This window comes from Nocardia puris, from assembly GCF_003315035.1.
In the GTDB taxonomy this organism is placed as follows: Bacteria; Actinomycetota; Actinomycetes; order Mycobacteriales; family Mycobacteriaceae; genus Nocardia; species Nocardia puris.
In genome coordinates, this window is record NZ_QNRE01000015.1 from 103,913 (window position 1) to 129,911 (window position 25,999).

At 66.3% G+C, this 25,999-nt stretch carries 21 protein-coding genes; 8 read left to right on the plus strand and 13 right to left on the minus strand.

Features of this window, described 5'->3' with window-relative positions; genetic code table 11:
* Positions 1 to 22: 22 nt before the first annotated feature.
* Genes DFR74_RS28760 through DFR74_RS28770 form a run of 3 tightly spaced genes read right to left on the minus strand, consistent with a single transcriptional unit; the run spans position 23 to position 1,589 of the window.
* Positions 23 to 967 (minus strand): hypothetical protein, encoded by a 945-nt coding sequence (locus DFR74_RS28760; protein ID WP_067509206.1) that lies wholly within the window; start codon positions 965 to 967, stop codon positions 23 to 25.
* A gap of 14 nt (positions 968 to 981) precedes the next feature.
* Positions 982 to 1,272: a WXG100 family type VII secretion target gene (locus tag DFR74_RS28765; protein WP_067509204.1), complete on the minus strand. Its 291-nt coding sequence runs from the start codon at positions 1,270 to 1,272 to the stop codon at positions 982 to 984.
* Positions 1,269 to 1,589 carry a WXG100 family type VII secretion target gene (locus DFR74_RS28770; RefSeq protein ID WP_067509202.1) on the minus strand — a complete coding sequence of 107 codons (321 nt, stop codon included), beginning with the start codon at positions 1,587 to 1,589 and terminating at the stop codon, positions 1,269 to 1,271. Before DFR74_RS28770 ends, DFR74_RS28765 begins: the two co-directional genes overlap by 4 nt.
* Positions 1,590 to 1,657: 68 nt before the next feature.
* Between DFR74_RS28770 and DFR74_RS28775 the strand changes: the two genes are divergently transcribed.
* Positions 1,658 to 2,086: a hypothetical protein gene (locus DFR74_RS28775; RefSeq protein WP_067509201.1), complete on the plus strand. Its 429-nt coding sequence runs from the start codon at positions 1,658 to 1,660 to the stop codon at positions 2,084 to 2,086.
* 29 nt (positions 2,087 to 2,115) lie between these two features.
* Here the strand turns inward: DFR74_RS28775 and DFR74_RS28780 are convergent, their stop codons facing one another.
* Positions 2,116 to 2,481: a hypothetical protein gene (locus DFR74_RS28780; RefSeq protein WP_147265969.1), complete on the minus strand. Its 366-nt coding sequence runs from the start codon at positions 2,479 to 2,481 to the stop codon at positions 2,116 to 2,118.
* A gap of 413 nt (positions 2,482 to 2,894) precedes the next feature.
* On the opposite strand from DFR74_RS28780, the gene DFR74_RS36300 reads away from it, so the two are divergent.
* Entirely contained in the window at positions 2,895 to 3,350 is a 456-nt protein-coding gene (locus DFR74_RS36300) for a YbaB/EbfC family nucleoid-associated protein (protein ID WP_067509197.1), read from the plus strand.
* Between the two features lie 235 nt (positions 3,351 to 3,585).
* Here the strand turns inward: DFR74_RS36300 and DFR74_RS28790 are convergent, their stop codons facing one another.
* From DFR74_RS28790 to DFR74_RS28810, 5 genes are all read right to left on the minus strand, one after another.
* Positions 3,586 to 6,822 carry a type I restriction endonuclease subunit R gene (locus tag DFR74_RS28790; RefSeq protein WP_067509195.1) on the minus strand — a complete coding sequence of 1,079 codons (3,237 nt, stop codon included), beginning with the start codon at positions 6,820 to 6,822 and terminating at the stop codon, positions 3,586 to 3,588.
* Positions 6,823 to 6,827: 5 nt separating this feature from the next.
* A complete protein-coding gene (locus DFR74_RS28795) occupies positions 6,828 to 8,132 on the minus strand; it encodes a restriction endonuclease subunit S (protein ID WP_147265970.1) in 1,305 nt (434 codons plus the stop codon).
* A complete protein-coding gene (locus DFR74_RS28800) occupies positions 8,129 to 10,135 on the minus strand; it encodes a type I restriction-modification system subunit M (RefSeq protein WP_067509191.1) in 2,007 nt (668 codons plus the stop codon). Before DFR74_RS28800 ends, DFR74_RS28795 begins: the two co-directional genes overlap by 4 nt.
* A gap of 340 nt (positions 10,136 to 10,475) precedes the next feature.
* On the minus strand, positions 10,476 to 13,637 hold the full coding sequence (locus DFR74_RS28805) for an AAA family ATPase (RefSeq protein ID WP_067509189.1): 3,162 nt from the start codon (positions 13,635 to 13,637) through the stop codon (positions 10,476 to 10,478).
* Positions 13,637 to 14,950 (minus strand): metallophosphoesterase family protein, encoded by a 1,314-nt coding sequence (locus DFR74_RS28810; RefSeq protein WP_067509187.1) that lies wholly within the window; start codon positions 14,948 to 14,950, stop codon positions 13,637 to 13,639. Before DFR74_RS28810 ends, DFR74_RS28805 begins: the two co-directional genes overlap by 1 nt.
* A 135-nt stretch (positions 14,951 to 15,085) precedes the next feature.
* On the opposite strand from DFR74_RS28810, the gene DFR74_RS28815 reads away from it, so the two are divergent.
* From DFR74_RS28815 to DFR74_RS28830, 4 genes are read left to right on the plus strand one after another with little or no spacing between them, the layout of a single operon-like run.
* Positions 15,086 to 15,922: a hypothetical protein gene (locus tag DFR74_RS28815; protein WP_067509185.1), complete on the plus strand. Its 837-nt coding sequence runs from the start codon at positions 15,086 to 15,088 to the stop codon at positions 15,920 to 15,922.
* A 56-nt stretch (positions 15,923 to 15,978) separates the two neighbouring features.
* Positions 15,979 to 17,121, plus strand: coding sequence for a hypothetical protein (locus DFR74_RS28820; protein ID WP_067509182.1), 1,143 nt, complete (start codon positions 15,979 to 15,981; stop codon positions 17,119 to 17,121).
* Positions 17,121 to 18,647: a hypothetical protein gene (locus DFR74_RS28825; RefSeq protein WP_067509180.1), complete on the plus strand. Its 1,527-nt coding sequence runs from the start codon at positions 17,121 to 17,123 to the stop codon at positions 18,645 to 18,647. Before DFR74_RS28820 ends, DFR74_RS28825 begins: the two co-directional genes overlap by 1 nt.
* On the plus strand, positions 18,637 to 19,977 hold the full coding sequence (locus DFR74_RS28830) for an AAA domain-containing protein (RefSeq protein WP_067509177.1): 1,341 nt from the start codon (positions 18,637 to 18,639) through the stop codon (positions 19,975 to 19,977). Before DFR74_RS28825 ends, DFR74_RS28830 begins: the two co-directional genes overlap by 11 nt.
* Positions 19,978 to 20,635: 658 nt before the next feature.
* Here DFR74_RS28830 and istB read toward each other — a convergent pair.
* Entirely contained in the window at positions 20,636 to 21,424 is a 789-nt protein-coding gene (istB, locus tag DFR74_RS28835) for an IS21-like element helper ATPase IstB (RefSeq protein WP_067509175.1), read from the minus strand.
* Positions 21,424 to 22,935: an IS21 family transposase gene (istA, locus tag DFR74_RS28840; protein ID WP_067509173.1), complete on the minus strand. Its 1,512-nt coding sequence runs from the start codon at positions 22,933 to 22,935 to the stop codon at positions 21,424 to 21,426. Before istA ends, istB begins: the two co-directional genes overlap by 1 nt.
* A 120-nt stretch (positions 22,936 to 23,055) precedes the next feature.
* Between istA and DFR74_RS36305 the strand changes: the two genes are divergently transcribed.
* Positions 23,056 to 23,229, plus strand: a complete 174-nt coding sequence (locus DFR74_RS36305) for a hypothetical protein (RefSeq protein WP_157115832.1) — start codon at positions 23,056 to 23,058, stop codon at positions 23,227 to 23,229.
* A gap of 376 nt (positions 23,230 to 23,605) precedes the next feature.
* Entirely contained in the window at positions 23,606 to 23,956 is a 351-nt protein-coding gene (locus DFR74_RS38100) for a GNAT family N-acetyltransferase (RefSeq protein ID WP_411720277.1), read from the plus strand.
* On the opposite strand, the gene DFR74_RS35640 is transcribed toward DFR74_RS38100, so the two are convergent.
* Both DFR74_RS35640 and DFR74_RS37865 read right to left on the minus strand, forming a co-directional pair.
* Entirely contained in the window at positions 23,878 to 24,648 is a 771-nt protein-coding gene (locus DFR74_RS35640; RefSeq protein ID WP_067509169.1) for a hypothetical protein, read from the minus strand. The two genes, DFR74_RS38100 and DFR74_RS35640, sit on opposite strands and share 79 nt — an antisense overlap.
* On the minus strand, positions 24,645 to 25,997 hold the full coding sequence (locus DFR74_RS37865; RefSeq protein WP_067509167.1) for a DUF459 domain-containing protein: 1,353 nt from the start codon (positions 25,995 to 25,997) through the stop codon (positions 24,645 to 24,647). Before DFR74_RS37865 ends, DFR74_RS35640 begins: the two co-directional genes overlap by 4 nt.
* Positions 25,998 to 25,999 lie beyond the last annotated feature (2 nt).

Sequence of the window (25,999 nt, forward strand, 5' to 3'; positions counted from 1 at the left end):
CCTCACCAGGGCCAACAGGACTCTAATACCGGGCGGTCTCATTCATTGGGGACGGGCCATAGATGCCGGAGTTGGAACTGACTGCGTCAGCGACCTTGGTTTCGATGTTGCCCAGGCGCGCGTCGATGGCGGCGGCGTAGGCGCGCTTGTTCATCTCGATGGCGCGGTCGATGTTGCGCCGAAGGCGCGAGCCGCCGGGCAGGATGTAGGTGGGGACCTTGTCGGCCTCGTAGGAGGCTACGATCGCGGCTAGGAGCTTCAGCGACGTACGGCAATCGTCCTTGGCCGAATCCGCAGTCTGCGCGACATCCCTGCAGGCATACGACAGATACGTCGCCGCATCCGCGGTGGCCGCAATGGCGGTACAGACGTTCACGACATCCTCGACATATGCTTCGAGCACAACATCCTCGGCTTGCGCAGCCGCAGGGAACGCGCCATTTACCTCGTTGTAGAGGGTGGTGGCCAGCTCGGACTTCTTCGTGCCATAGGCGGCGAGTTGTTCACCGACCTTGCCGATGCGCGTTTCGTCGCAGTCGGCCCACACCTTGGCTACGAAATCCTCGACCAGCGACCAGAACGTCGGATTGTCCTCCTTTCCGCCGACCGACAGTTGCTTGATCGGGGGGCTTGTCACCAACGTCGAGCCCTCGGGCGGTTTCGGCGGCGCGGTCTTCGGGCCTTCGTGCGAGTTGCTCTCACTCACGTCCAGGTTGTTGCCAGCCAGGTGGATCAGAAAGCCGAGCTCTCGGGCCGCGATCGCCCCGAGTCCGCCGGCCTCGAACGCATCGGACAGGCTTTGGTCGAAACTCATCGCCCACTGCGGACCGCCATACGGATACCGCCCCGCCGACCGTGAGATATCGAGGCCCTTGTCCAAGTCCAGAAGATCGGTCTCCAGGGTCAGACTCGCCTCAATGAGCTTGCGCGCCACCAGATAGTAGTCATCCGAATCCACCGTGGTCATCGCGGTCCCCCTCGCTACCGGCCCGTCATGGAGCGGTTTGCTTCCTCGGCCTTGATGTAGTTCTCCAGCGCGGTGCTCACCCGATCGCGCAGCGCCCGCAACTGCTCGATCAGCGGACCGGTTCCGGACTGCCAGCCTTGATGCGCGGTGTCGAACGATGTTGCCGCCGCACCAGAGAACCCCAACAGGAGCGCCTCCGCGGTTCTCTTCACCGCATCGCGCTCACCGCTGATTGCGTCGATCTGTTTGTCCAGCACATCGATGAACCGCTGCATCGCCGCTAGATCATAGCTGCGCGCGGTCATGGCAGGTCGAGGCTCGATGTGGTCGAGGTGACGGTATCCGCGTTCTGATCATCCTGCTCGGTCAACGTGTTCGCTGTGGTTGTCAGGCTGGTCGCGAACTCGCTGATTTTGTCGATATGCTGGCCGAGTCTCGGCCGCAACTCCTCCCACACGGCTGAGGCATGGTCAGCGGCCGGGCCTGTCCACAGTTGCGCGAGGTTTTCGTGTTCGGCGCGTATCGCTGACAACGCCTCGTGCAACCGGAAATGATGCCCACGCAGATCCGTGGCAGCCTGCCGCAATGCCGCAGGGTCGGCTTGTAGACTGCCCTCGGCCATCGGCTACCCCCTGTCTCCGCACTGAACGGTAGCCACTGTATATCGCGACCGGCAAGGTGGGGACTCGCATGGACTGGCGGAGCACAGCCTCTCAACAAGCGCAACACGACCTTGACACACTCTTGCGCGACGCTGTCAACGCCGCCGCCCGGACTTTCGAATCCGCCGACACTTTCGATCCGTTCATGCTGGTCATCGACCTCAACGGCAACACCACGATCCGCAGTCTTCCACCCGGCGGGCCTGCCCGAACCGAGCAACAGTTCCTCACCGACGTCCAGCTCCCAGCCGACCGCCAGCAACTGCGTGCTCGCGCCGCCGTCTTCGATGTCACCGCTACAGCGCCCATTACCGGCGACGCGATCAAGGCGATCCTGGAACACCGCGACGGCGTCGTAATCGACGTCCTCGTGCCCTACACTCTCACCCCCGAACGACTCGACATCCGCCTCAACGCCGCCAACGCTGCGGTTGGAACGCCCCGGCTCTGGGCTTGACCCAAGCCCAGGCTCCTTGCCAGCGCACCTCAGACCGCCAGCTGCACTCCGTCGAGAATCGTGGTCACATCAGCGCGGATCGCGTCGGTCGCCGCAGCGTTCACCCGCCCGGTGACCATCACCGGATACACCGCCTCGCCAACCTCTATCGCAACACCCAGGTGGTCGTCACGCACCCCGGCGGGAGAGGTCGACGTCGAAGCTGCACGAATCCCACTGTGCCCGCACACATTGACCCGCTCATAGCCATCCTGCTCCCACCCGTTGTCCGCGCGCGCCAGCAGGTCCAGCCGCGCCCACGCGCCCTCCACGCTTCGCTCTGCCGCCAGTAGCGTGACCGCCACCGTCCCATTCGGATTACCGAACCGCCCTGCCACGACGTCGCTGCGGGACACTGTTAATCCCGAACCACCGCCACTGGCCGTAGTCGCCTCCTCCCACCCCTCAAGCCGAGGAATCGACAACGTGAACGGACGCTCGGACGTCGGCCCCAGAGAGAACGTAGACCCGGAGGCTGCGCCTGCCGCACACGAGTAGACCTGAGCCACTGCGGAGCCGGGCGCATTCGTCGTCGCCGTGCCCGTATCCGATGTTGTCTCCGCCGAACACCCCGCCATCGTGACGGCGCACAACCCAACGACCACCAGCCGCCGAATCCCCAACACGACTCCTTCCGCGCGCCAGCCTGTCAGACGATCACCCTAACGAGCCTCAACCACGTTTCCACTCCGCGCCAATGCCTACCTGCACTGCTTCGCGCCGTGGGCGCAGCGTCGCCCACAGCGCTCCGCAGCCCACATACGGCTCGGTGCTCCCACGCGCCGGGCTCGGGCCGCTGCTGCCGGTGCGGCAGGACCAGGCGGTGCTGGAGTGGCCGCAGGCCGGGGCGGCGAGCGTCGAGGCGCCGCTGGTGTCGTATGTGCCGCTGCGGCTGGCGGGCGGGCCGCGCCCCTACAACCGCGACAACGACGGCGTCACATCCTGCACGCCGCCGCCCAGAATCCGAGTGTCGACTCCGTCCGTGTCCTCCTCCGCGCAGGCAGTGGCTGCGATCCGTGGGCGGGCCGACAAGCACGGCGTCACCGTCGAGGTCGACGCGCGCGGCGACATCACCGACCTGCGGATCTCGCCGGCGGCGATGCCGACCTCGAACACCCAACTCAGCACGGCGATCACCGACACCTACCGGGACGCACGCAGCGAGGCAACGGCGAAGGTGAACCGCGCCCTCCGATCCGCTGACCCGCGCCTGCGCGGCCACTGAGCAACTGAAAACCGCGCGCTCGCAATCGAACACAGCGTCGCCGCGCCCGATGACCGAGGGCGAGCGCCGCTATACCGCACTCCGGCCATCCACCACCACGCGGTCGCGGCCCAGCGGACCGATACCGGTTCCTCCATGCCCAGTACGCTGCTCAGGTGATCAGCGTACGGCCACCGTCGATCTCGATCAGGCATCGGCTAGAACTGGCGCGGCAGGAGTTCGGTGATGCCGTGCTTCATGGCATCTCAGGTGCCGAGCCGACGTCCTCGGTCTGTGCGTCGTCGATTGTGCGGAGTCTGCGTGACTGGTACAGGTACGCGCCGATGAGGCGGATGAACTCGTCGGCGCGATCGTTTTCGCCGGTGAGTGCGCCGGTGAGTTTGCCGAAGGCTCCTTCGTTCAGTACCGCTGCGTCGGTGAGTGTATCTCGCAGATCGGGGGATGCCAGGAACTGGTCGATAGCGTTGTGGTCGATCTGGTCGGCGATGCGGCGGTCTTCCTCGGCCAGGCCGGCGGCGGCGATGACGAACCCCTTGATCTGCGGGTCGGCGAACTCGGCACCGAACAAGGCGTTGATCCGGGCGACCACCTCCGAGAGCAGCTCCTGCTGAGGGTCTTGCCGGGAAACGCCGGAGCCGACCCCGGTGATGCCGCGCAGGCCAGGTGTGTCCTGGTCACCGGACAGCGAGATGTTGGCCTTCCCCTGGTCGATCTGGCGAACCCGTCGCAGCTCCAGCCCGGATACGTCGACGTCGCCTCCTGCCTCCTCCGAGGGCAGCAGACGTGTCAGCTGACGCAGGAACTCCGCGAGCTTCTCCAAATCGCTGGTGCCGTAGTCGACGACCTGGGACATGAAGTCATACAGGCGCACGTAGGAGCCGCAGTCCTTCCGGAAGGTCCGTAGCTCGTCGAGCGCTTGGCTGTCCTGCTGCGACTTCGCATCCGTCCACCGGTTTACGAACTCATCACGCGCCGGAGTGACCGCGGCAGCGAGAGCGGAATGGGACTGGGTCGGCGCCCACCACGCCTGCGCGTAGCGCTCCACGTCCGCAGGGGTGTAGATCCTTGCCTGGGCGAGCTTGGTCGCGACCCGGTGCACGAGGTTCGGGTCTGTCGCCGTCTCGACGTGCGCCTCGAGGTAGTAGGTCAGGAACGCCTGGCGGACGTCTTCGGGGTCGTTGACGAAATCCAGTACGAACGTGCGGTCCTTCACCTCACCCGAACGTGCTCGGTAGGTGCGGTTGAGCCGGGACAGCGTTTGCACCGCGTGCACGTCGGGCAGCCGCTTGTCCACATACATCGCGCACAGCAGCGGCTGATCGAAGCCGGTCTGGAACTTGTCGGCGACCAGCATGAGCCGGTACTCCGGCCGACGGAACTCCCTGGCCAGATCCGAGCCTAGGCCCGGGTTCATCGAGGCCTCCGTCACGTCGGTGAGCCCGTACTCGTCGTCGCTGATCTTGTCGCTGAACGCCACAATGGACTGGTACCCGTACCCCTTCTGGGCAAGGTACTTGTCCGTCTCGATCTTGTAGCGAACGGCAGCCTGCCGCGAGTCGGTCACGACCATGGCCTTCGCGTGCCCGTCGAGCAGGTGGGCGACGTTGGCGCGGAAGTGCTCGACGATGATCTCGACCTTCTGGCCCACATTCGTCGGGTGCAGGTTCGCGAACCGCATGATCTTGCGCGAGGCGACCTTCGGATCGACGAGACGATCCACATCATCATCGACTCCTCCACCTGCGGTGATGCCGGTGGCGACGCCGCCCTCGCCGCGCTGCTCGATCTCGAAGGCGGTCTTGTAGGTCTGATAGCCGCGCAGCACATCGAGGATGAAGCCCTCCTCGATCGCCTGCCGCATCGGGTACACATCGAACGAGACCGGCTTCCCCTCCGCGGTCTCTCGCCCGAAGAGCATCTTCGTCTTGGCCTTTGGCGTCGCCGTGAACGCCAACAAGGACACATTCTTAGCGCCAGCGCGCGCCGCAGTCTCGGCAGCGATCTGCCGTTCACGAGCGGCGTCGGCCTCTACGACCTGGTTGACGATGTCCTGACTGTCGACTTGATCCTCATCGGTGACCTGCCCGCCGCCCTCGGTAAGGACTTTCTTCAGATCCGCGGCCGTCTTGCCCGACTGGGACGTGTGCGCCTCGTCGATGATCACCGCGAAGTTCCGGTCACCCAGCGTCGTGTCCAGCAGACCCTTGACATAGGGGAACGTCTGGATCGTGACGACCACGATCAGAGCCGACCCGGTCAGCGCGTCCAGCAGCGCCCGGGACTTCGAGCCACCAGAGCGGCGCACGGCCGCGGAGTCGATGACCGCGACAGTGCCGACCGTGTCATCGACCTGCTCGACCGCCTGCTGCAACTGTGCGTCGAGGACACGGCGATCGGACACGATCAGAACCTTGTCGAACACCTTCTCATTCGCCTGATCATGAAGCCGAGCGAGACGATGCGCCGTCCAGGCGATCGTGTTCGTCTTGCCCGACCCTGCCGAATGCTCGATCAAGTACCGGCGGCCTGGCCCCTCCTCGATGATCGAGCCGACGAGTTTCGTTACCGCGCGCCACTGGTGGTAGCGCGGGAACATCAGCGCCGTCGACCGCTTGATCTTCCCAGTGGCGGGGTCTTCGTCGGCCTCGGTCTTGAGGAACATCTGCGACCCGAGGATGGCCAGCCAGTTATCGCGCTGCAGGACCTGCTCCCACAGGTACGATGTCGCCGAGCCGTCGGGGTTCGGGGGGTTCCCTGCCGCGCCGGTGTCCTCGTGGCCGCGGTTGAATGGGAGGAAGTAGGTCTTCTCGCTGGCCAGTTTGGTGGTCATGTGGACCTGGTCGTCGTCGACGGCGAAGTGGACCAGGGCGCGGGTGCCGAACCCGAGTAGCGGCTGCCCTGCCGGGTTCCGGTCGTTGCGGTACTGGCTGATCGCGGTGTGCCACCTCTGTTTGAAGAACGACTTCAGCTCACAGGTGGCCACCGGCAGGCCATTGACGAAGAACACCAAGTCGATCGACCGTGTGTCCCCACGCTTCGGGGAGAAGTGCACCTGACGGACCACCCGCAGCCGCACTTTCCGGTACTGCTCGGTGACCTCCCGGTTCAGCGTCGTGGCCGGCTTGAACTGGCACATCCGCAGATGCGCGGTCGCGCCCCTGGTGTGGGAGAACTTCCGGCGCAGCACGTTCAGCGTGCCCCCACCCGAGCCCATCGGCGTGTCCAGACGAGACACGAGAGAGGCCAACAACGCCTCGCGATCCGCAGCCTCAGCAGCGGTGCCGACGCGGACAACCTTGGCGTACTCCTCCGGCTGCGTCTCCGACAGCCACCAGTGCACGTCCTCAGGCCAGATCGCCCGCTCGACGTCATAGCCCTCGTCGGTCTCGCTGTACTCCCAACCGTGCGTGGCAAGGAACTCGGCGATCTCGGTCTCGAACGCCACCTCACGGGTCCCATCCGGTGTCGCCATGGCTTTCACCCCGCCATCCGGGCAGTACGTACGTCGATCTGTCCCGTCACCGCCGCCGTGATCAACGCCGACCGCCGCTCCTTGGCAAGAGCAATGTGCTCCTCAGCCTTGGCGATCAGGGCGTCGATGCGAGACGTTGCGTCGATTAGCTCCGCGACCAGGTGGCGTTGCACTTCCAAGTCAGGCATCGGTACCCTGAGCGCCCGGAGATCCCCAACCGTGAGACCACCCTTGGTTGCACCGTTCTCGCTGCTGACGCGCCGGAGGTGCTCGTACTTCGATCGCATGATCCACAGGAGGTACTCGGGCACCCAGTACCGCTCATCAGGTTCAATGAATGCGAGATGCTGATTGATCGTGGACTTGATCCGCAGGATCGTGGCTGCCCCACGCGTCTTCCCTTGACCAGTAAGAGCGACAACGAGAGAACCTGGGCTCACCATCGGAAGGTGACACTCTTCAACAGCAGCTCGCGTGACGAACTTCGACGGCTCGTATACCTCGGGGCTATTCACGACCGACGAGTTCAGCCAGGGGACATCGCCGTCGAGCCAGTATCGGTCCTCGCCAGCACGCGGTGTGGACCCATTACCCATCCGTGTCCGACGATGCAGCTTGTCGGGACGAAGACCGTCGGGCGTCAGCTTAGACAAGATTGACGGCACCACCATGCGCCGCCGTTCCTGCAACAGCCCAATGAGCTCCTCCTGCTTCGCCACGAGCGCATCGGTCTGGGCCGTCTCACGGTCCAAGAAGTCGGTAATGGCACGCTGCTCGTCGAGAGGAGGGAGGGGGATCGTGACCTTGTTCAGGTCAGTACTCCGAATGCCGACACGGGTCACACCAGCCGCTGTGACGCCCCATTGACGTGCGACGGGTTTGGAGGCGAGCACCCAGTACATGTACTTCGGGACAGCCTTACGAGCGTCCGGCCGGACGATAGCCAAGTGGTAGCCGCAGATCAGGTCGTCCGCCTCGTACTCGACGAAGGCAGGAACGCCGATGTCGGTGGCGGTCTCGGAGTCCTTGGTGATGAGCGTGTCGCCGAGACGGATTCGGAACTTTTTGATCTGCTCGCGCGTCGCTGTGGCCTTCATGAAGTCGAGCGAGTCGACGATGGAATCATTCTTGTAGACGTCCACGTAATTGCAGAGCCTGACACATGGCTGCCCCTCGACAGCGTGTTTGTCTACATTGCTCGTCCAAGCCTGCGCGATCTCGAACAGCCGAGCCCCAGCCCATCCGCACGGGACACCTCCCAGCCATTTCTCGACTCGCTCTGCGACCGGGTCCGCAGTTTCGACGCTCACGCTTCCACCTCGCGCAGCAGCTCCATGATCTCGCCGACGACGCGCTCGAGATCTCTGTCGATCTCCGCGAGCGGTCGGGGGGGTTCGTAGGTGTAGAAGTGGCGGGTGAACGGGATTTCGTAGCCGGTCTTGGTCTTATCCCAGTCGATCCACGCGTTGTCGACGTGTGGCTTCACCTCGGCATCGAAGTAGTCCTGGACGGTCTCGTCGCGAGCCTCGTGTGTCTTGGGGTGCCCGCCCCATCCGAATGGGACGTTCTCGGTGTCTCGCAGTGCGGGGTCGGGTTCCGGCTCGCCCTTGCTCGTGCCTGAGGTGTACCGGCAGATGTCGGCGGCTTCATCGTGGATTCCGATGGTCTGCCACAGTGTCTTGCGCTGCGCGGTGGTCAGTGTTAAACCGTGATCGCCGAGGTGTTTTCCGAGCTCGCGGTTGAACTTTTCGCGGTTGAGGTACGGCTGGTCGCCGAACGACTCCAACGCCTGGCGCAGGCCGGCGATCTGGCCCAGCTTCTTGTGCTCTGTGACCGCCTCGATGGTGTCCGGTGTGCACTCGAAGCGGAGCTGAAGCGGGCGTTCGACCGTGACGGTCCAGTACGCGAAGTCTCTGTTGCTGAAAACCTTGGTCGGTACGGTGATTTCGTCGTCGACGCTCTGTGTCTCAGTGAAGGCGCGCACGATTGCTGTGCGGTGCTTGTCGGCGATCTCGACGCGCTTGGAGCCGATCGACTTGCGTAGCTTCGACCCCAGTCCCGTCGCGTCGATCAGTTGGACGCGGCCTTTGCGGTCGGCCGGTTTGGCGTTGGACAAGATCCACAGGTAGGTGGCGATGCCGGTGTTGTAGAACATGTCGTTGGGCAGCGCGACGATGGCCTCGATAAGGTCGTTCTCCAGCAGGTGGCCGCGGATGTCGGAGGGGCCAGAGCCGGCTCCGCCGGTGAAGAGGGGGGAGCCGTTGAGGACGATGCCGGCCTTGCCGCCCCGGCCGCTCTCATCGACGTCGCGCATCTTCGAGGCCACATGCAGTAGGAACAGCATTGCCGCGTCGCCGACAGCTGGCAGGCCTGGCGCGAAGCGTCCCTGACCGCCGCGGGCGTGTTCGTTCTTCACGTCGGACTCGACGGCCTTCCAATCCGTGCCGAACGGCGGGTTGGACAGGACGTAGTCGAAGCGTCGGTCCTCGAAGCGGTCGACGACGAGGGTGTCTCCTTGGCGGACGTTTGACGCGTCCTGCCCGGTGATGAGGAGGTCCGCCTTGCAGATGGCGTACGTGCGCGGGTTGATCTCTTGGCCGAACAGGGCGGTGGAGGCATCGGGGTTGAGTCCGCGCAGGTGCTCGTCGGCGATGGTGAGCATGCCGCCTGTGCCAACGGTGGGGTCGTAGATCGACCGTACGGTGCCTCGACCGCGCAGGGCTTCGGTGTCTTCCGCGTAGAGCAGGTCGACGAGGAGCCGGACGACGTCGCGTGGTGTGTAGAACTGGCCGGCGCCGTCGTTGGCGGACTCCGCGAACCGGTAGATGAGATTTTCGAACAGGTCACCCATATCGGCGTTGGACACCGCGTCCGGCGAGAGGTCGAGTTTCTCGAAGTGGCGGGTGACCTGGGCGAGCCGCTCGCGTGTGTCGAGCGTGCGGATCACATTCTCGAAGTCGAAGGACTTGAACACGTCAAGGTTCGCGGAGAACCCGCCGACGTAGTCGATGAGATTCGCGGCCAGGTTGTTCGGGTCCTGCAGTGCCTTCTGCAGCGTGAAGTCGCTCGTCGTCCAAAACGACAACCCTGCGCTGTCCGCAGTGCGGGTCTTGCGCTTCAAGTGCGTGCGCCGCTGCTGCTCCCCCGGATACTGCGCCACGATCTCGGCCATCACGTCGCGGTGCGGGGCCATCACGCACTCGAGTCGGCGGAGCACCGTGAACGGGAGGATGACCGAGCCGTACTCGGCCTCGGCGTAGGGGCCCCGCAGAGTGTCGGCGACGCTCCATACGAAGCTGGACAGGACTGACACGACGAATAGTTCTCCTGGTCTGGGAAGAGGCTGAGAGACTCGGCACATCCTATCGGCGGACCCTGACACGTCGGGGAGAACGACCTGCCCGACCTCGATCTTTCCGTGGCTGACGCGGTGGACTGATCCGGTTCGGATAGGTGTTTCCGGGGCCGCGAACGGGCGTGCTGGCCTGGCTTGTTCAGGGGGTTGGCTGCCGGGTTCCACGGCCGGAAGGAGCCGTCCTTTCGTTTCGGGAGGAGGGTTTCTGCTGGTCGGTCGGGTTTCAGACGCGCGAGTGCGGCGAGCATCAGGCTGGCTGGGAATCCGGCGGCGACGCAACCAGTCCTTTTCAGATCCACTACATCGTCGCCTGTAGACCATCGGTTAGATCTGAGTTCACGAGTTCGTCTCGTTCGGCGGCGGTGAGCCAGCGTGCGGTGGATCCGGTGGTCTCGCGTTGAATCCACAAGACGTCATCGACGGCTTCGGCAACGGCGCGGAGGTGGCTGACGACCATGACATGGCGGTCGCTTCCGGCCTGGGTCCGCAGGACGTCCAGGGCTGTGTCGAGGACCTCGGTGTCGAGGGTGGCGAAGCCTTCGTCGAGGAACAGTGATCCCAGGCGGGGGCCGCTGCGCGAGTGGAGTTCGGCGAGGGACAGGGCCAATGCGAGAGACGCGAGGAACTTTTCGCCGCCGGAGAGTCGGTTCGCGCTGTGCACGACACCGCTGCTGCGGCTGACGATGTCGAAATTCTCGGCGAAGCCGAAATCGTCGCCGGTCAGCTCGGCAAGCAGATCGCTGGCGATACTCAGCAGTGCACGGGTGTTGTGGGCGATGAAATGGCTGAGAAATTTGGCGTCGACGAGGTGGACTCGCAGTACCTCGACCGCGTCACGACGGGCTGTTGCTGCGGCGATGGCGAATTCGAGGTCGGCGGCGGGTCGCACGTGGGCCTGGGCGGCCGCCTCCGCGATGCGCAGTTCCTCGGCTTGTCGGCTTGCGGTCGTTTTGGCTTCGACCAGCGGATGCAAGGCGTTGGGAGCGGACAGATCAGCTGACGGGTCGAACCCATCGATATCGCCGAGCGTTTCGGCGATCTGACGCATCTTCGCGGTGGCGGCCTCGGCGGCGTGATGGTGCTTGTTGCTGATTTCGGCCAGCTCGCGGTTCACGGTGTCGGTGAGTTGTGCCAACGCGGCAGCGAATTCCCGGACACCGGTGATGTCCGGTTTCACCGGTCGGTCCGGAACCCGATGATCGAGGTGGTGCTCGGTGAGCGTGGAGGTGACGGTGTCTTCCCACAGGCGCAACCCCCGGTACAGGTCGGCCAATGGATTGTCGATCTGTGCGCGGATTGCCTGATCAATGGTCCTTTGCTCGACCAGGATTCCGTTGATCTCCCGCTGGACGTCGTCCCGTCGCTCGACGAGCTGCTGCACCTGCGACATCTTGTCCGCGATCACCGCCGCCGCCGCGGTCGTCTGCTCGGGGCCGATATCGCTGATCTCGGTGGGGAGCAGGGCACGGATGTGGCCTGGCAGCGCGTCGATGTCTGCTGCGGTGCGTTGGAGAGCCGCCGTGAGTCGCTTCGAATCTGCGGCTGCGGCGCGCACCGCCTCCTTGTGCCGGTCCTTGCGATTGCTCAACGCCGCGCGCTCGGCGTCGAGAATCGCGGTGTGGCTGTCAGCGTGGCGACGTAGCGAGCGGGCGTGCTCGTCGGCAGCTCGTTCGCAATGGGCGACGTCGGTGGCGATGGCGCCAGTCAGCTGATCGAGATCGATGTCGGTTCCCGGCTGGGACAACGCGGTTGTCGCGGACAGCAGGGTTGCCGCGGCGGTGACCGCATCGAAAGTCTCTGCGGCGGTGGCCAATTCAACCATCAGTCGGCTGGCACTGTCGGTGGCGTCGACAACATCGGTCCGTGCCGTCTCGAGGTTCTGTCGCAGCTGGTTCGCCTGTTCCCGGGTGAGGTCTACCGTGGCCTGCGCCCGGGCGCGTTCGTCGGTGAGGCGATTGTGGTCGCGCTGGGCCTCACGGTGCGCGGCCTTCGCCTGGCGCAGGTCGGTTGCGGTGGCTGCGGCGTGCGGGGTGAAGGACTCCGCGAGCTGGCGATGACACACCGGGCAGTCGTCGCCGGGGCGTAGATCGCTGGCGATCGCGGCGGATTGATTGCGCTGCGTCACCGCGGCGACCGCGGCTTCGGCTGCCCGTAGGGCTGTACCCGCGGCGGACTCCGCGGCTGTCAACCCGGCAGCGATCCGCTGCGACTCCGCCAGCTGGTCGAGCGCATCGTGGTGCGCGCGGGAGGTGTCGGCGGCGTGCAGCGCGGCAGCGATTGCGCCGGAGATTCCGGCCCGGAGGGTCTCCGCGCGGTCGTGGACCGATGCGGCTACACGTTCGGCAGCGTCGGCGGCTGCGGTGAGCGGTGCGGCCTGCTCCACACGAGCGGCCAGTTCTTGTTCCGCGGTGGCGATCCGGTCGCTCTCCACGGTGAGCTGAGCCGCACGTGTGCCGGCTGCAGCGCGGGCGTCGCGATGCTCCGTCACGCGCGCAGCCAGACCGTCGATAGTGACCGCGGCCTTGCCGAGCGCGACCAGTCCCTCACCAGCCTTCTCGCAGGCGGCGATCCGGCTCACCAGATCGGACTCCTGGGTCTTCGCTTCGACCGAGCGAGCGCTGAGCCCCGCAGCCTCGGTGGCGAGCTGATCCGCGAGGGGTTGCAGGTCGTCGAGAGCTGCCATGGGGTTGGCCGCAGCGTGGTCGCGGAGGCGCCGCACGGCGTCTGAGGCGCGGCCTTCGGCCAGCTGCGACATCGAGGCCTGTTCGCGTAGATCCGAGATCGAATCGAGGGCGGTGGCCAGATGCGCGGCTCGCGACTCGGACTCTGCTGCTCGCATGCCCGCATCACGCGCGGCCTGCGCCGGATCCTCCGGCATCGCCTTGCGCTTGAAGCAGGCTTGCCCGATCAGGCCGTCGAGTCGTTCCTTCTGCTTCTCGGCGAGTCGACGTGCCTCGGTCAACGAATCCGCGCCGAACAGTTCCCGGAGGCGAGCGGTGCGCTCCTTGGTGGGAGCGGTTAGGAGTTGATCGAATCGGCCCTGCGGCAGCAGTCCGACGCGCAGAAAGGTCTCATAGCCCATCCCCAGGATGGATTCGATCCGGGCGTCGACCGGTTTGGCGCGGTCGACCTCCTCACCGGTGTCGAGATTGATGAGGTGATGGCGCCCGGCATTGGGGTTGCTGGCGTGCATCGTGCGCCTCACCCGCCAGCGCTGCCCGTCGTGCCGGAAGGTGAACTCCACACTCATGGCGTCACAGTCGTCCGCGATGAGCTGGCCGGAACTGCGGGCGTCCCACGTGGTTCCGCGGAACAAAGCGTAGGTGATGGCTTCCAACAGGCTGCTCTTGCCGCCGCCGGTGTTACCCAGCATCGCGGTCAGGCCTTTGCCGGTGAAGTCCACGGTGACCACCGTGGAGTAGCTGCGGAACCCGCTGACCGTCAGAGTCAGTGGCTGCATCACCGCACCGCCGATCCGTCGGTGGCGAATCCGGGCAGCAGTCCGGCCCGGTCCACGTCGTCGAGGCCGTGCCCGTCGATGGCGGCGGTGAGCAGTTTCTCTTCACAACACGGTGCGGGATCTATGGGATCGGGTTCGCTCTGCAAGTGGGCCAGAGCGGCCATGACGTGGTCGAGGCGTCGGCCGGTCACCTCGCGGTCGATCAGATAGTCGTGCAACAGGCTTTCGGCGCTGGGCACTTCAGCGGTCGCGGCGGAACGGTCGAGGATCGGGCTGGCTGTTCCCGCACGACGCTCTTGGATGTCGATGATCGTGGCGTGCGGCAGCATCGCTGCGAGGGTTTCCGACAGCCCGAGGGTGGGGCTGTCGGTATCGACGATCGCTTTGACCCAGGCGTCTCCGACACGCCTTGCGCGCTGGGCGATCTCGTCCAACGTGCCGGTCAGCTTCACCAGCCGACGGCCGGAACTCAGCGGGACCAGTTCGATCCGAGGGTCCTTGCCGGGATCGATCTCGACCAGCACGACGCTCTTGGTGTCCTTGGTCTCGCCGAAGTCCAGCTGCAGCGGGCTGCCGGCGTAGTGGGCAGGGAATCCGACGCTGTCGATGCGTTGCGGCTTGTGAATATGCCCCAGCGCACCGTAGTCGACCAGCGGCAGCCTCGCCGCTGGCACTGCGTAGTCCGACCTCAGCGAGATCGGGCGCTCGGAGTGTGAAGGGGTCGCACCTTCCACGAACAGGTGCGCGGCGTAGACCAGAATGTCGCGAGGCCCCCGTCCGGCGCCGAGCCGCCGGTAGACCTCGCCCTGCACGTGCCGCATCTGCTGGGCGAATGATGTCGTGGCAGTGCCGGGATCGGCGAGGTCGTAGGTGAACCGATTGGGGTGCAGGTACGCCAGCGCGCCTATGCGGATGGTGTGTTCGCCATCGGCGGCGGGGTACTCGGCGACCATGGGACCGCCGGAGCCGGTGTCGGTCACGAACCTCACCCGATGGTCGGGGGTATGCCCAGCCGCATCGAGTACGTACTGCAGGAAGGTGAGGACCGGGCGGGTGTCGTGGTTGCCGGCCACGACCACGGTCGGTGCGATCCGCCCGAGTCGCCGCAGCGTCTCCGACGCCAGACGCAGATCGTCGAGGCTCGGGCGGGACCCGTCGAACAGATCTCCGCTGTGCACAATGAGGTCGGGTGCGAAATTCTCTGCGATCGAGACGATTTCGGCCAGAACGGCCGCGAACTCGATATCGCGTCGGCGGCGTCCGATGTGGCGGCCCAGATGCCAGTCGGAAGTGTGGAAGATGCGTCCGGTCACGAGAGATTCTCCGAGAAGGGGTGGACGGCTCACTATGCGCCGTCGCGGATCGAATGGGAGGCCGAGCGACACCGACCATACCGCATTCCCGGGAGAAAATCTGGAACATTCTGGAACTCTGGTATCGTCCTCGGTATGAGCGAGCCGCTGGACGTGCTGGAGAAGAACATCGCCGAGCTACGTCGGGCGATCCGGGACGCTTCCTCAGCCGGCGATGCCGAACGCGCCGCCGAGTTGCGTGCCCAGCTGCGCCGCGCGGAACGGGCCTGGGACAGCCTCGTCGAAGTAGCGGACTCCGCCCCCGGACTCGTTGCGGCAGAACCTGCGCCAACGGCGGCGGCGTCGCAGGCGACCATGCTGCCCGCGCGCGAGCACGCGCACCGGGCGTTGATGCTGTTGCAGGCACCGGCGGCGCCGAAGCTGATCGTCAGCGTGCACGAGGCGTTCTTTCCCGGCGAGCTGTCGGCATCGAAACTGTCGAGCCTGCGGCGCGACGAGGAACGGTCCTACCGCGCCGCGCCCGGCGCCCGTCCGTACTATCTGTGCCCGGCGCTGACCCACGATCTACTCGGACCTGCCCGCGCGCTTGTCACGATCAGCACCTGGTCGCTGGAACAGCGGATCATCGGCCCGCTGTCGCCGCGAGTCGGCTTCCTCGGCAGCGCGATCAACATCGCCGAGGCGGTTCGACAGGCTCGCACCACCGACACAGGCCCGACCCCGGCCGCGCAACGCCTGCTGTGGCGCTTCGCGGCAAATATTCCCGACGCGACGGACCCGGCCTCCGGCGGCGCCGCAGCCGATCCACGACGCGTCATCGATGCCGCCGCCGCGGAACTGGCCATCCACGCCCCGGCCGATCACGCCACTCGCGTGAGCTCCGCGCGGCGCGCCCGCAAACAGCTCAGCGATGGCCAACAGCTGTTCGGAGCCCAGCTACAGCAGCTCAACCAGGCGCGGTCGAGCAGCTGACGCCGCGCACGCCCACCCCCTCTACCCACCTACCCACCTCGAGGAAACCGAATCCTGTGAAGGTAGCCCCCGACAAGAGGCTCGACGTGCTGCGCGGATCCGCGGCCCGCCTGCCCTACAACGCTCGATCCCTCGCGGCACTCGAGAACAATCCGCGCTGCGCGCTGCGCGCGGTCCTGGACGCGTCGGGCTCGGACAAGAGCGCGATCGCCGCCCACGCCGGATACCCGACCACCTACGGGCAGTCCGTCTTCGCCATCACCCGCGGCAACTCGTTCGAGGCGATGGTCAAGGCGAACGGTGGCGCCGAATTGCTCCGCATTCTGCGCGAGACGCTGGAACTCGACCCGACAGAGGTCGGGCACGCCGACCTCAACGAGGTCGCCGGCGACGCCACGCCCTCTGTCCGCCACGCCAAGACCTGCCAGCAGCTCGTCGGGGTGGCACGCGGTGAGATCGAGGGCACCCTGTTTGACCACCCGATGTTGCGGTTGGTCGTGGGAGGGTACCCGGTCTTCCTCGAACCGGACCTCGTCGCCTTCCGGGTCCGCGGCAAGTTCTACATCGTGGAGATCAAGAGTTTCCCGATCATCGACGGGCAGGCGAACCCGGCGCTGCTGCGCTCGGCGACGACTCAGGCCGCCGCGTACATCATCGCGCTGCGCGCGATGTTCGCCGAGCACGGGATCGAACCGGACGCGGTGGCGGACACGGTCGTGCTGGTGGCGCCGAAGAACTTCAGCAACCGCGCCGTCGGCGCGACGGTCGACGCGTGCAAACAGGTCCGCAACCTCGCTCGCCAGCTGAGGCGGATTGAGAAGGTCGTCGACCTGGTCGACCAGCTCCCGGAAGGCTTGACCTTCGACCTGGGAGTCGGCAGTGACGGTGAGCCGCGACGCCCGGTCGACAAGCTTGTGGAGGCATTGGAGGCAGTCCCGGCGAACTACCGCCCGGAATGCTTAAGCCATTGCGAGATGGCGCGCTTCTGCCGTTCCCGAGCCCGCGAGAGCGCGTCCCTGGATGTCCTGGGCTCGGCTGTGCGTGAACAGTTCGGCGGGATCGATACCGCCACAATGGCATTGGGTCTGGCACGTGGTGAACTGATCCCGGCCCCCGACCAGGTCGAGATCGCCGCTGCGTTGCGGCATGCGGCCCGGCTGCGCGGCGAAGTGACCGCCGCCGACGCCGGAGGTGCGTGATGAGCCGTGTGTCCGCGCTCGCCCGCCTGGAAGCGATGGACAGCATGCGAGCAGTGGCGATCACCAAGTTCCAGCATCGGCGGCTGTCCCCTCGCCCACTGGTGGTGGTGCCGCTGACCATGGCGGGTGAGGCAGGAGCGCCACTGGCCGCGATCGTGGGCGACGCCAAACACGCGCCGACGCTGCTCGTGGTCGGACAACCCCGTGACCGGGTCCAGCGTTTCGTCTTCGCCGCAGACCTGGGCCGAAAAATCATGGGCCACATCAACTTCTGTCGCATTGACCGCCACGACAGCCGCACCCGCAGCGGTGAGACGCGGACGTTCTACACCGACGCCCCGCAGATCCTGGTTCCGAACCGCGGTGGCATCAAGTTCTTGGCCGACCTGGGCCGCGCCTGCAGGTTCCGCGACACCACCGGCGACTACCCGGTTCCCGACGGTGTCCCTGAGCTGGGCCGATGGTTGACCTTCCTGGCCGATTCGGCCGAACAAGCCGGCACCTCGATGCTGATGTCGGTCACCGACCTGCTCACCGAACACTGGGCGACCGGGCAGAGCAGCTTCGAGGACCAGAACCTGGCCGCGCTGATGGCCTGGATAGCGCCACCACCGGGGACGAGCGTCGAACAAGCATTGCTCGACGCGGAGAACCCGACGGTATGCCCGCCCGCCGGGCCGGCGACTGATCCGTACTTCGACAACACGCACCTCGCGCCCGCGATCAAGGACCTCGACACCGCACGCGCCGCCGGTGACACTGTGGCGCTGGCAGCCGCGCAGACAGAGCTGCGGGAACTGATCAACGAACAGATCAAACCGACATGGCGGATGATGTGGGAGGCAATTGCGCTGCTGAGAGGCCTGCCCGAAGCGCCCCGCGCCTCAAAACGATTCGCCGGTGACTGTGCTCGATTCACCAGCTTCTCCGATGCCCAGGACTCCGGCACCGCATTGCCCCAACCGACCCGCGACGGCGCTGTCGCTGCGGCCCGGCGGCTGGCTCGGCTCGAGCGCGCGCTGGCGGACTACCAGACCGATGCCGCCCTGGACGATCCGTTCGTGCTCGCGGACCTCCGCAGCATCGGCGAAGCGTTCGCCGGAGAAGTGATCGATACCGAACCCGACCGTGTCGTCCGCAGCGACAAGGGCCGGCGAGTCCTGAGGCCGCTGGTCACCATCCGTACCTTGGATCCGACGCGGCTCGCCGACGGCACCGAGCTCATCAGCCCCCACATGCCCGCCGGGCACAAAGCCACGATCGTGTCCACCGAACTCGACAGCTCCGCCAGCGTGGTCACTATCGAGGTCATCGCCGGCATGGGCACCGCGAAAACCCCGAAACCAGAGGCTATTCCCGAACTCGGGCGGTCCGTCGCCTACCTGCCCAACCCAGGCTGGCGACCCGACCCGGTGTTCCCGGACTGGGCAGACCTCCCCTGGACCCACACCAACGCCGACCTCTCGGACTCCGACGGCGTAGTTCCCGACGACGCCACCGCGGAGGAGTGGGGCGATGATGACTGACTACACGAACGCGGCAGCCGCCGCCGAGCACGCCACCACATCGATCCTGGCCGACCTGGCCGGCGACCACCGAGCCATCGTCGTGGACTCCCCGCCCGGCGCCGGAAAGAGCACCCTGGTGGTCCGCGCCGCCGGACACCTCCTCGACCACGACGAACGCCCGATCGTGGTGGCACAGACCAACAATCAGGTTGACGACATGATCCTGCGCCTGGCCGACCAACACCCGAACCTGACGATCGGCCGACTGTCCGGCAGCACCTACACCCCGCCGCGTGCTGTGGGTGTGGCGTCGACAGTGGGGAAGACTTTGGCCGACCTGTCCGGCTGCAAAATCGTTGTCGGCACAGCCGCCAAATGGGCGACCGTGCGCGACGGCCGGTTCCGGTGGGCGATTCTCGACGAGTCCTACCAGATGCGTTCGGACACCCTGTTGCAGATCGTGGAACGCTTCGATCGCGGACTGTTCGTCGGCGACCCCGGACAATTGGACCCGTTCACCATGGTCGGCACCGAACGCTGGATCGGCCTCCCGCACGACCCCACCGTGAACGGGGTGACGGTCATGCTCGACCACAACCCGACTACGCCGGTCCATACGTTGCCGGTGTCCTGGCGACTGCCCGCCACCGCCGCCCCGACTATCGCCGATGCGTTCTACCCGTTCACACCCTTCACAGCCGGCACCGGGCCCGGTACCCGATCCATGCACTTCCGCACCAGAGCACTCGGCAACACCGAACTGGACGAAACCCTCGCCACCGCCTTCGCCACCGGGTGGGCCCTCCACGAACTCCCACGTCGCCACGTCCCCCGCACCGACGGCGAAACCATCCAGGCCGCAGCGAATCTCGCCGCCCGCGTCCTCGACCGCGGCGCGGTCGCCACCTGCGAACACCACCCAGACGGCCGCGAACTGTCCGCTACCGACATCGCCATCGGCGTCGCCCACCGCGACCAAGCAGACCTCGTCCGCCTCGCCCTGAATCGCACCGGCAACCCGCACGCAGCCGAGGTCGCGGTCAACACGGCGAACAGGTTGCAGGGCCGCGAATTCGAACTGACGATCGTGGTCCACCCCCTATCCGGACGCCGCGACGCAACCGCATTCCACCTCGAAGCCGGACGGTTGTGCGTGCTCACCTCCCGGCATCGGCAGGCGTGCATCGTTGTCGCGCGGGAAGGGATTGTCGACCTGCTCGACAGTCATCCCTCCGCCGAGCCCGTGCATCTGGGCGTGCCCGCCAAGTTCCCTGATGGCTGGGAGGCGAATCAGGTGATCATGACCAAATTGGCTGGGCACCGAGTCGCGGCATGTACTCCACACTGAAATGGGAAACGACGTCGGCTGGATTCGAAGCCAGCAACACGCCCCTGCCGGAAGACCGGGCTCAACCCACCAAACACCACCGAGAGTCACCGGTGGATCCAGGCTCAGTGGGCTGATGTTGTTCAAGCTATTCATTGCGAGCGTGTCGGCGGTTTCGCCTCCGCGTAGAAGCGATACACAGCTTTACCCTGACGGACGTGGATCTCAATTCTCTCGCTGAGCTCAGCTCGGTCCGCCCGCTCGAACACCGCTGGCTGGGCGCGGGGTTCACGCGCCCGTCCCGTGAGCAGCTGAGCACGATGACACAAAGAACCAGCCCGTATATGTATTGCACAGAACTGACCGGCCTGCGGCGGGCCGGTTCGGCCCTGCTCGGGTTGCGCTACCACAGCGACACCCCACCCGCTCCAGCCGACGCCCGAAACTGGACGACCTTCGCGATACCGACACCTGGCCGACCGTGCCCACCGACTACCCTCATCCACGCGCAGGAGAGCTCCGAATCAGCCCTGATGGCAGCATCATCCGGCGTCTCGCGCCCGATGCGATACAGCCGTGTGTCAATGGCCAGTGGGTTCTCCCCGCGGGCGGCCGGTAATCGTCCCCGCTGGTGGCCAGTTGGTTGTCCCCAACGGTGGCCAGATATTTCCCCACCGGGTCAGCGCAGTGGCTTCACCCCCTCGCCGTTGGTGGCTTGAGCGAGGCGGTAGCTGTCGCCGTCGGTGACGACGACGTGTGCGTGGTGCAGGAGTCGGTCGACCGTGGCGGTGGCGAGCGTTTTCGGCATGATCTCGTCGAAGCCTGAGGGGTGTAGGTTCGACGAGACGGCGAGTGCTCGGCGTTCGTAGGCTGCGTCGACGAGCCGGTAGAACCCCTCGGCGGCATCCGGTGAGACGGGGAGAAGCCCGATATCGTCGATGATGATCAGGTCGGTGCGGATCAAGCGGGTGATCGCGCGGGAGACCGAGTCGTCGACGCGGTGGCGCCGCATCAGCGCCCCGAGGTCTTCGATGGTGAACCAGGCGACAGTGAGCCCGGCCTCGACCGCGGCCTGGCCGAGTGCTTCGCAGAAGTGGCTCTTCCCGGTCCCGGAAGGCCCGCAGATGCAGAGGTTCTCTTTGTTCCGCACCCATTCCAGGGTTTTCAACGCATCCTGGGTCGGCCGCGGGATCGACGAGGCGCCCTCGTCCCAATCCCCGAAGGTCTTGCCGGCCGGGAACCCGGCGCGTTTGCGGCGGGTCCGCAGGTTCGTGGCGTCACGACCTGCGGCTTCCTCGGCGAGAAGGACCCGGACGACTTCAGCGGGGTCCCAGCGTTGCGCTTTCGCGGTCGGGACCAGGTCGGTCAACGCGCGCCGCAGATAGGGCAGTTTCAGGCGTTTGGTGAGCGCGATAGCTTCGGCGAGCGGGTCGCCGGTCGGGCCGGTAACGCGCAAGGGGGCAGACATCAGTGATCGCTTTCGGGGTTCGTAGTGGGCATGCCGAAGTTCGACCAGGCCGAGGTGCCCGGTTGCAGGCTGTGGTTCTCGGTCGCGCGGGTCGGTTCGGCGTGGTCGCGGCCGAGGTTGTGGGTCAGGATCCGGATCAGGTCGTTCTCGGCGAAACGTCCCGCGATCGCAGCGATCCCGAGTGCCCGGTCGACTTCCTCTGGCGGGTGGAGTTTGGCCAGGGTGACCGCTTCGGCCATCTTCGCCCGGATCCTGCGGGTTCCGGCGGCAGCAGCCTCGGTCAGCCAGGCGGCGGCGCCGTCGCCGAGCAGCAGGAACGCGGTTTCCTCGGCGTTGCCCGGCCGGGGTTTGCGGTCCTGGTGATGTTCCGGCCTGGGTGGGTAGTGGTCGGGGTTGATCGACGGATTCCCTGGTGTCGACCGTTGGTGACGGGCGACTTCGGCCGGGCCGGTGTCGCCGACGGTGGTAACGATCAGTTCATCGCCATGGAAACGGACCCAGACACGGGTGTCGACCAGGTGATGCGGCACCGAATACCGCACTCCCTCAACCGAAACCGTCGCATCCCAGTTCACCCGCCGGGTCGTTCCGAACGACACCGTGAACGGTGTCTTCGGCACCGGATGCAGCCGGGTGCGTTCCTCGGCCAACGCCTCGACCGGCCGCCGCCGGGTCTCGCGATGTTCTCGAGCGTTGACCTCGTCGCAGAACTGCCGGCAAGCAGCTTCCAAAGCGCCGAAGGTGCGGTACTCGCCCAACAAGTTCGTCTCGGTCGGCACCAGATCAGCTTTCGCGATCCGCACCGTCGCTTCCGAGCCGCCTTTGGTCTGCGGATCCGCGGGAACGCAGGTCCCGATAGTCATCCCGTAATGCCTAGCGACATCCACGATTTCGGGGTGCCGGACCGCGATCCCAGCAACATGATCGGCAGTGACGGTCTTCTCGTTGTCGGTCAACGCATAGGTCGGGACCCCGCCGATCCGCCGCAGTGTCGTGTCCAGGCACGACACCACCGTCGGCAACGTCTTGTCCATCACCGGAATCACCACCCGGAACCGCGACCATGCCAACCACGCGCACCACAACTGCGTTCGGCGGCCGTCGATCACCGGGCCCGCACCCCAGTCCCACTGCAACCACAAACCCGGCTCGGTGATCCACGGCCGGAACACCCGCCGCTGACCTTCCCGCAACCGCTTCTTGACCTCGGCGACTACCCGCCGAGTGGTTCGCTCACCACCGGTGAACCCCATCGCCGTGATCCGTCGATGCACCACATCGGCTCGGATCCGGCCGTCGGAGCGCACCACCAGCTCCTCGATCTTCGGCAGGTACTCATCGATCGGCCGAGCCCGATGCTGCCGCGCCACCGGCGACTCACCCGCCGCCCGCAACGCGACATACCGGGCGACCGTGTGATGGTCGCAGCCGGCCAGCGCCGCCGCCGCACGGAACGAACCCGTGAGGTCGTACGCCTCCAAGATCTCCATGATCTCCCTACTGCTCTTCACGCCGCACGAGCCTGCCCGCACGGCAACCAGGACAAATCACCTGGGGAGATATCTGGCCATCCACGGGGAATCCGGTGGCCACCAGCGGGGCCCTATATGGCCGCCCATGGGGAGGATGTCATGGCCGCTGACAGCCGTGGCGACCGCTATATGGTGCCGACGACCGACGAGCGGGCCGCGTTGATCGCGGAGTTCGCACGTGAGTTCGCCTACAGCGCTTCCGCTTACGCCCTGCTGGGCGCCGAGCACGAGACGGCGGCCGTCCTCGCCGAGCAGTCCCCGCCCAGCGCCTGACCCGCCTCGCCCGTCACATGCGCATCATCGATGCCGCCGACGCCACCGCGTTTGTCCGCGGCCCCAGACGCGGCAGCATCGCACCACACCAGCTGCGGCACACCATGGTTCGAGGTGACCGATAGCCCGCACCAGCGCGTGTGCCTCCATCGGCGCTGCGCCGACGTCGACCAGCACCGGCATTTCGTGCAGCTGATCGCGGCCGTCCTGACCTGTGACGGCCACCTGCCCCGCGCAGGAACGATGCGGATTCATCGCGCAGGTGGAAGCGAACGTGGTATCAGTTGCGGGCCAGTAGTTCTCGGCGGGTCTCGTGCAGGTGGCGAAGGCGCCGGTCCCGGGTCCGCTGGTGGGCACTGGTGATGGCGGTGGCGAGGTGTTGGGCGCAGCGGGTCGAGGTCACGGTGTCTGTCCCGAGCTGCAGGTACCGGTCCCCGTTGGAGCCCGATGGGCAATGGTTTGGGGCGCCTATGTCCGGCCTGGTGCACGCGGCTCGGGCCTGGCTGATCAGCTGCTCGCATCCGTTCACCGCTGGGCAACCGATGACGCTCAAGTGGATTGGATCGGGCTCGATGTCGTGGAGTCCAACACCCGGGCCGTGACGTTCTACGAGCGCAACGGGTACGTCAAGACCACATTGCGGCGCCCTTACCCGAACGACTCAGCACTGACAGAAGTCGTGATGATGCAACGGCTTGGTAGCGGCCCGCGAACGGACCGCGACTGACCGGGCTCCACTGGCATGGGGGCCGAGACGAACAGGATGCTGCCGCCAGCGGCGGCGAACGCGCTGCAGTTGTCAGGGTTGTCGTCGATCAGCAGCGCGTCTGCGAAGCCGCGCCCGGTGGCGGCGAGCCACTGGCCGAAGTATCCGGTTGGATCGTGTCGTTTGAGTACGCCGAGAGCGCTCGAGCAGAGCAGCTCGTCGAAGGCAGCAGCGGCGGTCTGCAGAGTCGGTACGTCCGCACCTGCCTCCGGTGCAAGCGAGGAGGCGTTGAAGGCGGCGGCGAAGTCGCTGATGTTGTCGGTGGCCAGCACGACAGTTGCTTGTTCGCGAGCCCGGACCAGGGCACACAGGAGAGTTGGGTCGACAGGCGTAGTGGTGAGGTCGTCGGCGAGCTTCGCGCACAGTTCGTCGACGTCGAGGTGGGGATGACGCGCGGTGGCGCGGGTGAGGATCTCGCGGGTGCTCAGGCGCCCGCACATCCAGTCGCGGCCGTCGGAGTTGCCGGTGGTGAAGAGCCGCCCGAGTTCGCTGTTCAGGGCCGAATGCAGTGGATGGTCGCGGTTTTCGGTGATGCTGTGCCAGTAGGGCGCCCGGGACAGCACGCCGTGCCAATCGCAGAACACCACGCGCGGGTGTCGCGGTGCGAGCATCAGCGCGTCGAGTTCCGCGGCGGCCTGCGCAGCCGGGTTCACCGGAGGTAGACGCGGTCGGCGATGGCGCGCTCGAGGCGGTCTGCGGTGAGCAGACCGTCGAGGAGGCGGTGGTCGCCGATGTAGTCGGCGATGATGCGGCGCAGCAGTTCGTCGCCATGCTCGGAGAGGTGGACGCCGTCGCTCCACACGCTCGGCGCCCCGGACGCGGGCGCGGCCGGGGTGTTCGGGTCCCAGCCGAAACAAGTTGCGGTGTAGACGATCTCGTCCCACAGGTCGATGTAGTGCGCGTCGGCGGTCGCGGCGGCGCGGCGGGCGGCGGCGTTGTAGGTGAGCAGGTCGGTGTTGGCGGCGGGTACGTCGATGCCGGGTTCCCAGCCCATCGGCGGTTCCCCGATCACCAGGACCCGGCGCGCTCGCTGGCCGAGCAGGTCGAGCATGGTGGCCAGGTTTGCCTCGTATTCGGGCAGATCGACGGCTTCACTGTGTCGGCCTTGGTGGTGGCGCCAGACGTCGTTGATGCCGACGCCGAGGACGGCCAGGTCCCACCGGCCGCCTTCGTCGATGGCGGCGCGCAGGTTGGCCAGGACGTCGCGGGAGGTCGCGCCCCCTTCGCCGTAGTTGTTGGAGGTGATGGTGACCCAGGGGTAGAGGGTCTGCCAGGTCGTGGTCAAGGCGGTGACGTAGCCGCGGTGACGGCGTTCGGTGACCTCGACGTGTTCGCCGATCTCGGGCAGGTCGGCCTGGGTGTGCAGGCGCGGGTTGTGGGCCTCGAGGTGCTCCATCAGGGAAGTGCCGAACCAGCCGATCCGAAGTTCGGCTCTCGGCTGGCCAGGGTCGAGTGGGCCAGGGTGGCGGGCGGTGACCCGGGCCGGGCTCCCGACCGCAGTTGTGGCTGGCGGCAGGCTGGTGGTGACGACGGCGTTGGCGCCGACGCGGGCGTTCTGACCGATGGTGACTCCGGCGGCGATGGTGACCTTGTTGGAGATGATCGCCCCGGCGCCGATGGTGATGGGTGCGACTTCGAACCCGCTGGCCCACGGGGTGATCGCCGCGCCGGCGGGGACGGTGGCGTGGGTGCGGGGCCGGTGGTTGTGGTCGTGGATGTCGACCATGTTCGAGATCCCGGCGCCGGGCCCGATCTGGATGACGTTCATGGCGGAGATGACGACGTTCTCCCCGATCGCGACGTCGTCGCCGATGATGATGTGCCCGCCGGCGTTGGCCTGCACGGTGGTGCCGCGGCGGATGCTGACCCGGTCACCGACGGTGATCGTGGCGCCGGGGTCGACGAGGAAGTCAACGTCGGCAGCGATGTCACAGCCGACGCCGAGCTGGACGCCCTCGGGCAGGCCGGTGCGATCGGTGGTGGTGATGTCGGTGGTGGTCACGG

Excerpts from the sequence above, each read along its gene's own strand:
- DFR74_RS28770 (WP_067509202.1), bottom strand. The coding sequence starts at position 1,589 with ATGGCCGAGGGCAGTCTACAAGCCGACCCTGCGGCATTGCGGCAGGCT.
- DFR74_RS28825 (WP_067509180.1), top strand. The coding sequence starts at position 17,121 with ATGAGCCGTGTGTCCGCGCTCGCCCGCCTGGAAGCGATGGACAGCATG.
- DFR74_RS28805 (WP_067509189.1), bottom strand. The coding sequence starts at position 13,637 with ATGCAGCCACTGACTCTGACGGTCAGCGGGTTCCGCAGCTACTCCACG.
- DFR74_RS28830 (WP_067509177.1), top strand. The coding sequence starts at position 18,637 with ATGATGACTGACTACACGAACGCGGCAGCCGCCGCCGAGCACGCCACC.
- DFR74_RS28815 (WP_067509185.1), top strand. The coding sequence starts at position 15,086 with ATGAGCGAGCCGCTGGACGTGCTGGAGAAGAACATCGCCGAGCTACGT.
- DFR74_RS36305 (WP_157115832.1), top strand. The coding sequence starts at position 23,056 with ATGGCCGCTGACAGCCGTGGCGACCGCTATATGGTGCCGACGACCGAC.
- DFR74_RS28790 (WP_067509195.1), bottom strand. The coding sequence starts at position 6,822 with ATGGCGACACCGGATGGGACCCGTGAGGTGGCGTTCGAGACCGAGATC.
- DFR74_RS28775 (WP_067509201.1), top strand. The coding sequence starts at position 1,658 with ATGGACTGGCGGAGCACAGCCTCTCAACAAGCGCAACACGACCTTGAC.
- istB (WP_067509175.1), bottom strand. The coding sequence starts at position 21,424 with ATGTCTGCCCCCTTGCGCGTTACCGGCCCGACCGGCGACCCGCTCGCC.
- DFR74_RS28765 (WP_067509204.1), bottom strand. The coding sequence starts at position 1,272 with ATGACCGCGCGCAGCTATGATCTAGCGGCGATGCAGCGGTTCATCGAT.
- DFR74_RS28760 (WP_067509206.1), bottom strand. The coding sequence starts at position 967 with ATGACCACGGTGGATTCGGATGACTACTATCTGGTGGCGCGCAAGCTC.